This is a genomic window from Gammaproteobacteria bacterium, assembly GCA_029881255.1.
Lineage (GTDB): Bacteria > Pseudomonadota > Gammaproteobacteria > S012-40 > S012-40 > JAOUMY01.
Map to the genome: position 1 here is coordinate 1 of JAOUMY010000029.1, position 12,158 is coordinate 12,158.

The 12,158-nt window shown below is 49.5% G+C and carries 1 protein-coding gene; it reads right to left on the reverse strand.

Features of this window, described 5'->3' with window-relative positions; genetic code table 11:
• The coding region (locus OEZ43_21690) for an amino acid adenylation domain-containing protein (protein MDH5548193.1) at positions 1-12,158 on the reverse strand (12,158 nt) is incomplete at both ends.

Genomic DNA, 12,158 nt, shown 5'->3' on the forward strand with positions numbered 1-12,158 from the left:
CGATGTTGGTAAAGGTATAGGTGGCACAACCGACCACGGCCTCGGTGGGGCCGTACTCATTGATCACGGTACTTCCCGGTGCCTTATCCAACCAGGGACGCAGGTGCTGGGCATACAAACCTTCACCCCCGAGGATGAGTTTATGACTCAAGTGAGGTAAGTGCTCGGCAGAAAAGTCAGCACTCAAACCGGTTAAATGAGACGGCGTGAGTTTGAGCAAGCTGAGGTCGGAGATGTTGTTCAAGGTATCGCTCAAGGCACCAATGGCATTATCGCGTACAACGTGCACGGTGTTGCCACAGAGCAGGGCGGAGAACAGACTGGTGATCGTAAAGTCAAACGCCAACGACGAGTACAGCAAGGTGCCCTGACCCATGTCGGGTGCGTATTGGTTGAGACACCAGTCCAGATAATTCGACAAACCCCGATGGGCAATGCCCACGCCCTTGGGTTTACCGGTGGAGCCGGAGGTGTAGAGCACATAGGCCAAATTCTCCGGCGTGCCCGCATAATGCAGGTTGTCGGTGGGGAAAGCAGCGATGTCGTGCCACTGACTATCGAGGCGCACCGCGTTCACACCGGTATCGATCAAGGCATCAAGCAAGTGTTGCTGGGTGAGCAGAATCGGTGCTCGGGTATCATCAATCACGTTGCGCAGGCGATGTTGTGGGGCGTCTGCATCCAAGGGCACATAGGCACCGCCGGCTTTGAGCACGCCAAGAACGCCGATGACCATATCCACCGAGCGTTCCATGAACAGGCCAACGAGCACATCGGGACCCACGCCTTGCGCACGTAAATAGTGAGCGAGTTGGTTGGCGCGCTGATTGAGTTGTGAATAAGAGAGCGTTTGTTCTTCAAAGGAAACCGCAACGGCCTCAGGGGTGCGTGCGACTTGTGCTTCAAAAGATTGATGCGCCGTCCGTTCCTCAGAAAACGCGAGCGCAGTGTCGTTGTACTCGACAAGCAAGCGTTGCTGTTGCGTGGTGTCAATCACCGCTAATTCACTAAGACGTGTGTCGGGTCGCTCAGCAATTTGTTGGAGTAGGCGTGCAAATAGTTTCGCCCAGTCTGAGATCGTACCCGCGTCAAATAAATCGGTTGAGTAGTGCCAGGCGCCTTTTATTCCCTCGGGCGTTTCCGTCAGTTGCAACTCTATATCGAAACGAGCAACACTTGCTGGGTTGTTTAAGACATGAAGCTCAAGTGTCGAATTGAGCGAAGTCGGTCGAGGTGCGTTTTGCAACGCGAGGGCAACCTGAAATAAAGGAGAGTGCCCCATATCGCGCGAAATTCTTAGGTCATCTACCAATTGCTCAAACGGCAAATCCTGGTGGTCGTATGCATCCAACGTTGTTGTTCGTACTTGGGCCAATATGTCGCAAAATGTTGGGTTGCCAACCAACTGAGAACGAATAACAAGCGTGTTGACGAAAAAACCGATCAAAGCTTCAATTTCAGTATGTTGCCGATTCGCGATAGGCGTACCGACGCAAATATCCTGTTGATTGCTGAGTTTGGATAATAGAATCTGAAAAGCTGCCATTAATGTCATAAATAGCGTTGCGTCTTCATCTCGACTAAGCGAAGTGAGTTCTCTACTAAGCGTTTCCGGTAGTTCAAAAAAGTGGGTAGCACCCTGAAACCGTTGCACAGCGGGACGGGGATGATCCGTAGGTAAAGCAAGCAACTCTGGAGAATTTTGTAGTTGTTTTCGCCAGTACGAAAGTTGTTGCCCAATCACCTTGCCTTGTAACCACTGGCGTTGCCAGTGTGAATAATCTGCATATTGAACAGGCAGTGGAGGTAGAGGATTGGGACGTTGTTGTGTAATTGCGCCGTAAAGTGCTGCGAGTTCCTGCACAAGGACGTTCATCGACCAGCCGTCCGCAACGATATGATGTATGGCTAACAAAAGCACATGATGTTCGTCTCCCCGACGGAGCAAGAAATAGCGAATGAGGGGGCCGTGTGTCAGATTGAACGGAGTCTGTGAGTCAATGGCGGCTAGTTGTGATGTCAATCTGTCTGCGTCATTTTCGTCAAGCGATGACAGATCGACGACTGGCAATTCTGTCTCTACAAAATGACGAACGACTTGATGAGCTTGCCCATCCTCATTGATGAAAACTGTACGTAGAGATTCGTGACGCGAAATCACATCATTAAATGCCTTCGTCAAAGCGCGAATATCTAAAGTGCCGCGCAAGCGCATCGCTATTGGTATGTTGTAGAACGGGTTGTCAGGTATGAGTTGATCGAGAAACCATAGACGTTGTTGCGCATACGAAAGTGGCATTTTTTCATTGAGTTTACGTGTGACGGCTGTAATAGGCGGAATATGTAATACTTTCGTGGTTTGTCCGCTTGTAGCGATCTCCCCGGCCAAAGCAGCAATATCGTTTTGCAGAAAAAGTGTCTTAACAGGTAAATCAATGTTAAAGACTGAACGGATTCGAGCAATAACCTGCATCGCCAATAAAGAATGCCCGCCCAGTTCGAAGAAATTATCGTGTATGCCAATTCGTTCGACATTGAGCACGGTACTCCAGATATCGGCCAGTGTTTGTTCAATCGTGTTTCTCGGGGCGACATATGTCGACGCGGCATGTTGTTTTTCCGGAACAGGTAAGGCCTTGCGATCCAGTTTGCCATTCGGCGTCAACGGCAACATGTCTAGCATTACAAAGTGCGCAGGGCTCATGTATTCTGGTAGCGCCGCGCGCAACACCGTGTACAAGTCAGACGCTTCGGGCGCCTGCTGATCGTGTTCCGTCAGCAAATAGGCCACCAGTCGCTTGTCACCGGGTACATCCTCACGCAGTAACACCACGGCCTCCCGAACCAGCGGGTGCGTGCGCAAGGCCGTTTCGATTTCACCCAGTTCGATGCGAAAGCCTCTGAGCTTGACTTGATGGTCGAGACGACCGACATAATCGAGTGAGCCGTTGTGCTGATAGCGAACCATATCACCGGTTCGATATAAGCGGGCACCAGGCTTAGGGCTAAACGGATGCGGAATGAAACGTTCTGCGGTTAATCCAGCTTGATGTAGGTAACCTCGCGCCAAGCCGTCACCACCGATATAGAGTTCACCCGCCACACCGACGGGCACGGGGTTGAGGTGTCGGTCAAGCACATAGGTTTGCGTATTGGAAATAGGCAGACCGATGGAGATAGCGTGATGATCGTCAATATTGGCCAGCGTTGACCAGATAGTAGTTTCGGTAGGACCGTAAACATTCCACAAGCCCGACGCCCGATCCGCTAAGTATTCTGCCAACGAGGTTGTGAGTGCCTCACCGCCGCACAATACCTTCATGGGACGCGATGGCGTCCAGTGGTTGTACACCAGAGACTGCCACGTCGCTGGTGTTGCTTGCATAATTGTTGCGCGATGATCGACTAAGGCAGCCGCCAATTGTTGCGGATCAGAGGCGCAGGTTTTACTGACCAAAGCGACTTGCGCCCCCGTGACCAGAGGTAACACGAGTTCGAGCACGGAAATATCAAACGTCAAGGGCGTGACCGCGAGCAAGACATCCTCGGATTGCAGCGAGAGAATCGCCTGCATGGCGTGGAGAAAATTATTCACGCTGCGGTGTTGAATCTGTACCCCTTTAGGCATCCCCGTCGAGCCGGAAGTGTAGAGCACGTAGGCAAGAGAGGTGCTTGGTCCGGCGTTGAGATTGTGATGAGAATGTTCGCCAATGGTATGCCACAACGTGTCCAGGGCGACGATACGGGCATCATCGGCGTCAAACCGATCAGCCAAGGACGACTGAGTGATGATGAGGGCGGCGCTGATATCGTCAAGAATGAATGCCAGTCGGGCCTGTGGATAGTCCGGGTCGAGAGGGACATAAGCGCCCCCGGCTTTGAGAATACCTAACAGGGAGGCGATCATGTCAACCGAACGCTCCATGCACAAACCGACCATGACATCGGGCCCGACACCGCGAGCGCGAAGAAAACCGGCAAGCTGATTGGCGCGGGTGTTGAGTTCCGCATACGACAGGGATTGTTGTTCGAAGACCACGGCTGTTGCCGATGGTGTGCGTTCGCATTGTGCTTCGAATAACTGGTGTATGCACTGTTCGCCCGGATAACTGACGGCGGTGTCGTTCCATTCGTGTAGCAGTTGCTGTTGTTTGTCTGGGGTCAGGACCTGGAGATGACTCAAATAGATGTCTGGGTCAGCAACGATTTGCTCTAGAAGCTGAATAAATATTTGCGACCAGTGCTTTATTGTTGTGTGTGTGTATAAATCAGTGTCGTATTGCCAAGCGCCTTGTAGACCTTCAGACGAGGGCATCAGATGTAGTTCCAAATCAAATTTAGCAGAAAGGTTAGGTGCCTCAATAGCTTGGACTTGCAGTTGCCCTTTTTCAATGCTCGGTCGCGGCGCGTTATGTAGTGTAAATAAGACTTGAAATAACGGACTATGGCTCATATCTCGCGATATATTTAATTCTTCAACAAGATATTCGAAGGGCAAGTCCTGATGCGCATACGCATCTAACGTTGTTTGACGAACTTGATTCAGCAAATCGTTAAAACGAGTGCTATTATCGAGTTGGGAGCGCAATACGAGAGTGTTGGTGAAAAAGCCTATGAGCGGCTCAAGTTCAGCATAGCGTCGGTTTGCGATCGGTGTTCCTACACAGATGTCTGTTTGACTACTCAGTTTGCTAAGCAGTACCTGAAAAGCGGCCAAGAGTGTCATAAACAGCGTACAGTTTTGATGACGGCTTAGTTTTTCGAGTCCTTTAGATAATTCCGGCGTGAAATTAAGTGCAAGCGTGGCTCCCCTGTGACGTTGAACAGGAGGGCGAGCGTAATCAGTCGGTAATTCCACACAACTTGGCGCGCCGCATAGTTGCTTGCGCCAATAGTTGATGTGATTCGATAGTATCTCACCCTGTAACCACTGTCGTTGCCAGTGGGCGAAATCTGCATATTGAATTGAAAGCAAGGGCAAAGGGCTAGGTAAGTTCTGAATAAACGCATCGTATAAGCTAGTTAACTCGTGTATTAGAATACCTATTGACCATGCATCGGCAACAATATGATGCATGTTTAATAGTAGAACGTGGTGGTCGTCTGCAAAACGTATCAATTTGATACGCAGCAACGGTCCCTGCGCCAGACGAAACGTCGTCTGTGTTTCATCGACAATAATCCCCAACGCCAAAGAGTCTGCATTTTCGACCGTCAAATCGGATAGGTCTACTACCGGAAGATCAAGGCGGACACTCGAATGTATAACTTGCAGAGCTTGTCCGTTTTGGGTGTGAAATTCGGTTCGTAAAGACTCATGACGCGCGACTACTGCGTTAAACGCTCGATGTAATACGTTGACATTCAAGTGACCACTCAAACGTACTGCGATGGGCACGTTATAAAGTGGATCTTCCGGAATTAGCTGGTCGAGAAACCAAATCCGCTGTTGGGCGTAAGATAGGGACAGCGACTGGGTACGAACAATAGGGGTGATAGGTGAGATAGTGGATTCTTGCCCTGCGTTCTTCGCTGAAATAATTTGCGAGCTCAGTGCTGCCAGCGTCGGATGCTGAAAAACCAGGCCAATGGCAATTTCAATATTAAAACTGCGTCGTATACGAGCGACCAATTGAGTCGCCAATAGCGAGTGTCCACCAAGCGCAAAGAAATTATCGTGAACACCGATCTTGTCTAGTTTAAGAACATCTTGCCAGATACCAGCGAGGACTTCTTCGTCCGGTGTACGAGGCGCGACATACTCTTGAGTGGAACTTATTTCTCCAGGAACCGGCAAAGCCTTGCGATCGAGTTTGCCGCTAGAAGTTAGTGGCATCGCTACCAAGATGGTATAGGTCAACGGCACCATATAGTCTGGTAGTTGATTTTTCAAATGTGTTGATAGAGCACTCGCGTCTACAGTCTTTTTCGGGTCTTGCCACACCAGGTAAGCCGCCAGCTGCGTCTGCCCGGGTTTGTCTTCTCTGAGCAAGACAGCCGCGTCACAGATGGCCGGGTGTTGTCGTAAGGCGGTTTCAATTTCACCGAGCTCGATACGCAAACCTCTGAGCTTAATCTGGTGATCGATACGACCCAGGTATTCAATATTGCCATCCGCCAGATAACGTGCCCGGTCACCGGTTCTGTACAGACGTTCTCCGTGTTGTCCGAATGGATGGGGAATAAACGATTGAGCCGTCAAGCCGGGGCGCTGGATATATGCACGCGCCAAGCCCACCCCGCCTAGATAAAGTTCGCCGGTCACACCGACCGGTACCGGGTTTAAATACCGATCCAGAATATAGGTTTGTGTATTGGCAATCGGTTTGCCGATGGGCACCTGAGTTGACTCCGTTGGCGCCGAACAGTCCCACGCAGTCACATCGATAGAGGCCTCAGTAGGGCCGTATAAGTTATGCAGTTCGGCGCCGAGCAAGGTTTGACAGCGCTGTTGCAAGGCCGGTGTTAAGGCTTCGCCGCTACAAATGATTCGCTGTAGAGAGGTACCACTGCCCGAGGGTAATTGATCGAGAAAGACCTGAAGCATCGACGGCACAAAGTGCGCGGTGGTGATACCTTGCTGATCGACGATGCGGCTGAGATAAAGCGGGTCTTTATGTCCTTCGGGTTTTGCCACGACCAGGCAGGCACCGGTGATAAGCGGCCAGAAAAATTCCCAACCCGAGACGTCAAAACTGTAAGGTGTTTTCTGCAATACCCGGTCATCGGCTTGCAGTTGAAAGTGATCTTGCATCCACAGTAGTCGATTGCACACACCGGCATGCGAAATGCCAACCCCCTTGGGTTGCCCGGTGGAACCGGAGGTGTAGATAACATAGGCGAGGTTGTCGGGCGCAGGGATAGGCAAAGAAGCGACGTTGGCCAGGCCGATTTGAGACCACTGGGTATCGACACAAATCGGCTCGACGTCAGTTTCAGGAAACACGTTGCGCAAGTGTTGTTGCGTTAGCAACACGAAGGTTTGGGTATCTTGCAGAATGAACTGTAAACGTGCTTTGGGGAAGTCGGGGTCGAGAGGGACATAGGCGCCACCGGCTTTGAGAATACCGAGCAGGGAGACGATCATGTCAACAGAACGTACCATGCACAAACCGACCATGACATCGGGTCCAACACCGCGAGCGCGAAGAAAACCGGCAAGCTGATTGGCACGGGCGTTGAGTTCCGCATACGACAGGGATTGTTGTTCAAAGACCACGGCTGTTGCCGACGGCGTGCGTTCGGCTTGTGCTTCTACCATTGTGTGTAGGCACGGGTTAGCAGGATAGGTAACAGATGTACTGTTCCAGTCAGACAATTGTTGCTGACGCTGCTGTTCGTCTAGAAGGGTGAGTTCACTCAGGCGGGTATTTGGATTAGCTACCACTTGCTCGAGCAGGAAAACAAACGCTTTTGACCAACGCTCAATCGTCGATGTGTGAAACAGGTCGCTGGCATAGTGCCACGCACCGCTTACACAATTTCCCGCTTCGGCCAGCTGTAATTCGATATCAAACTTAGCGGTGCAATTGGATGCCACAATAGGTTGCAATTGCAAATCACCAATACGTAATTCAGTTTGCGGAGTGTTTTGTAAGGACAACATGACCTGAAACACCGGAGAGCGTCCCATATTTCTGGGGACTTGCAATGAGTCAATCAATTGCTCGAAAGGCAAATCCTGATGAGCATAGGCGCCTAGCGTGTTTTCACGAACTTGAGAGAGGAGCGTTCCGACGGTTTGCATCTCATCAAGTTGGGTGCGGATAACCAGCGTGTTAACGAAGAAGCCTACGATAGATTCAAGTTCGGCATAATGTCTATTGGCGATCGGTGTACCGACACACACATCTGATTGATTGCTTAGACGTGACAACATGAATTGAAAAACCGCCATCAGCGTCATGAATAGAGTGACCCCCTGGTCACGACTAAACTCATTTAATTGATTCGTCAAATCAATTGACAACTCAAATGGTACAGTCTTTCCACGATAGCTTTGCACTGTCGGACGTGGTTTGTCAGTGGGCAGGTCCAAGGACGCGGGGACGTTTAGCAATTTTTCTGTCCAGTATCCTAACTGCTGATCAAGCATTTCATTCTGCAAGATTAAACGTTGCCAGTGTGCATAGTCGGCGTATTGAAGTTTTAATGGCTTTAATGGATTGCTCTGTCCTTGTGCGAATGCCTCGTAAAGTTGGGTTAGTTCTCGAATTAAGATTCCCATTGACCATGCATCGGAGACGATATGGTGCATTGTTAGTGACAGAGCGTGGAGTTCCTGGTCAATACGAATGAGGCTGGCGCGAATCAAAGGTCCTTGGCGCAGATCAAAAGATAGCTGCGCTTGATGGCTAACCAGCTTGCGGAGCTCTGCTTCGCGAGCGGGTTCGGGCAAGAAACTAATGTCATATATTGGTAAAGATGTTTCTATTTTCTTATGGATAACTTGCTGCGGACGGCCTTCCAGAGAAGAAAATGTGGTACGAAAAACTTCGTGTCGGGATACAAGTGTGTTAAAGGTTTTGTGTATCGCTATGACGTCTAAGTTACCGCGCAAACTTAAGGCAATAGGAATATTGTAAAATGGATTACCAGGAAATAATTGATCGAGGAACCACAAACGTTGCTGCGCAAACGAGAGTGGAAATGTCTCGCTACGGTCTACAGGAACGACAGGGGGTATATTGAATTTCTCAGCATCGAACAGAATGGTGTCAATATGGTCTGATAGTGCCGCCAAAGTGACGTATTCGAATAGTGCGGCAATGGGAACATCAATGTGAAAAACCTGGCGAATACGAGAAATAACCTGGGTCACTAGCAAAGAATGTCCGCCCAGGGTAAAAAAGTTGTCTTGTAAGCCAATCTGTTCGGCACCCAATACATCGGCCCAGAGTTGTGCGATCGTTTTTTCTGTATGACTACGTGGTGCGACGTATTGTTGATCGGATTCGGGTGAGGCGGGACTAGGCAAGGCTCGATGATCAAGTTTGCCATTACGATTAAGCGGCATTCTACCCAGGAGTGTATAACTCGCCGGTAGCATGTAGTCAGGCAGCAAGGTTTGTAAAAAAGCTGTCAATACATTGCTATCTATCGCCTCTAATCCAGCATCAAGGACCAGATACGCCGCCAGTTGAGGTTGATTGTTGTGATTCTTGTGTAGCACAACGGCGCTTTCTCTAACGGCGGGGTGATGCAACAATGCAGTTTCAATTTCGCCTAATTCAATACGAAATCCGCGCAGTTTCACCTGTTGGTCGACACGGCCAAGAAATTCGATAGTGCCGTCAGAGCGAAAGCGTACGAGGTCTCCGGTTCTATACAGACGCGCGCCCGGCTCATCGCTAAAAGGGTGTGGTATAAACTTTTCTGCACTTAAGCTCGGGTAGTTTAGATACCCACGCGCAAGCCCTGGTCCCCCGATAAAAAGTTCGCCCGCTACCCCTGTTGGGACGAGGTTGAAATATTGATCAAGTACATAGGATTGCGTATTTGCGATAGGGCGACCGATGGGAATACTATTTTGTTCGTCAAGTTGGCGCGGAATGGCATATGTACAGCTAAAAGTGGTCGCTTCCGTTGGGCCGTATCCATTGACTAAACGTAGTGCTGGTAGTTTGTCATACGCTTGTTTTACATGGTGGGGAGAGAGAGCTTCTCCTCCGATTAATAGTTGCGAGATGTCAGACAAGCATTGCGGATCGTTCTCTACGAGTTGATTGAATAACGAGGCGGTTAGCCAGGCACTATGAACAGGATGATTCTGTAAACAGGTACGCAGTATTTCCGCTGTAGGGACACGATCCGGGTATAGCACGATAGCAGCGCCGTGTAACAGAGCGCCCCAAAGTTCAAAGGTAGCTGCATCAAAGGCGATGGAGGCTGCACACAAAATCGGTTGGTCTGCGCCGAATTCTGCAAAATCGTTAAACACAAGGCGCACAACGGCACGATGGGTGACACTTACCCCTTTGGGCCGACCCGTTGAGCCAGAAGTATATACGACATATGCAAGGTTTTGAGGGTCGACTCTGCACGCCAGGTTGGCTTTAGGTAAATGATCCAGCTGTTCCAACTGGGTATCGAGCAGCAATTCGTGGTAGCTCAAGCGGCTAAGAACCCGCGTTGTCAAATCAGGCAGTACCGCGAGTTGATGACTTTCAGTAATTAATACTTTGACTCGTGCGTCTTGTAATATCGTAATGAGTCGTTCTTGCGGGTATGCAGGATCTAAAGGCACATAGGCGCCGCCGGCCTTAAGAATCGCCAATACAGCAACGACCATGTCCGTAGAACGTTGCAAACATAGCCCGATTGAATCGTCTGCCCCAACACCATTTTGTTGGAGATAATGAGCCAGCTGATTAGCGCGTGCGTTGAGTTCGCCATAGCTCATCGAGATATTGTTGAATATTAGTGCAGGGGCCTCAGGATTATTTTTCGCCAGGGCCTCAAACAATTGGTGGATTGTTTGTTCGCTTGGATAAGGTTTTGATGTTTGATTCCAGCTTACTAGCTGCTTTTCGCGTTCCGCAGTGTCTACAACGTCCAAATCGCGGAGTGTCACATCTGGTTTTTCGGCGACTTGTGCTAAGAGTTGTTTAAACGCACGTATAAAGCGCTCTATGGTCTCCGCACTGAAGAGATCGGTGGAATATTGGCAAAAGCCACGCAACATTCCCTGTGGCGTTTCGGCTAAATCAAAGATTAGATCGAAGCGGGTTGTTGTGCTGGCGACATCAATGTGTTCCAGTTCCAGTTCGTTCGAATGCATTTTTCGTTTAGGCGCGTTCTGCAACGCGAACAATGTTTGAAAAATCGGCGCGTGGCTAACTTCCCGAGGAATTTGTAGGGCGTCGACTAACTGTTCGAAAGGGAGGTCCTGGTGAGTATATGCGTCAAGAGTCGTTTCGCGAATCCCGGTTAGCATGTTGGCAAATGTAGTATTCACATCAAATTTGCTGCGAATCACAAGAGTATTGGTAAAGAAACCAATTAAATTTTCCAGTTCTTTATGGGCGCGATTAGCGATTGGTGTTCCTACGCACACGTCAGTTTGACCGCTAAATTTCGACAACATGATTTGAAAAACTGTCATTAAAGTCATGAACAGTGTTGCATTGTGTTCGCGACCGAGTTGGCTCAGCTGTTTTGTTAGAACGGCTGTAATTTCAAACCGATGTCTTGCTCCTCGAAAACTTTGACGCAAAGGTCGAGTGTAGTCAGTGGAAAGACCGAGAAGACTAGGTGCGTCAGCTAGCTGGTTTCGCCAGTAGTTCAATTGTTGATCAAGTACTTCGCCTTGGAGCCATTTTCGTTGCCAGTATGCAAAATCCGCATACTGAATTTTTGGCAGGGGCAATGGATTGACTAATCCCTGTGTGTAAGCACTATAAAGAATAGCTAGCTCTTCAATGAGTATGCCGCTGGACCAGCCATCTGACACAATATGATGCATATTAAAAAGCACCACGTGCTCCTGAGTCCCGAGTCGCAGTAGTCGTGTTCTTATTAACGGACCCACAGATAGATCGAAAGGGGTCTCCGCTTCAGTAAAGGCAATATGTCTTACTAGCGATTCGCGTTCATTTTTAGTCAGCTGACTAAGATCAACAACAGGTAGTTCAAGCGTGTCATGATTTTTGATGGATTGTTTGGCCTGCCCGTTTTCGTTGATAAAAACCGTACGAAGAACTTCATGACGGCTGATTACGGTATTAAATGTCCTATGTAGTGCCTCGTGATTTAGTGGTCCGCTTAAACGTAAGACCGTGGGAATGTTGTAAAACGAACTATTCGGAGAATACTGATCAAGAAACCACAGGCGTTGTTGTGCGAACGACAAAGGTAGGTCGAGTGCACGAGAAACCGGCACAATAGGTGGCGCAATTGGCGTGTTTGCAGTTTTCAGTGCGTTGTCGATTCGCCCTGCCAGGCTTTCCAGAGTGTTAAATTCGAACAAAGACCGGATCGGTAATTCGATTTCGAACACTTTGCGAATTCGCGCAAAAACCTGTGTTATTAATAAGGAATGTCCCCCCAGCTCAAAGAAGTTGTCATGTACACCGACGGTGTCTAACTTGAGGATATCGGCCCAAATGGCGGCGAGGGTTTCCTCGGTTGCGGTACGCGGTGCGACATAGGTTTGTGTG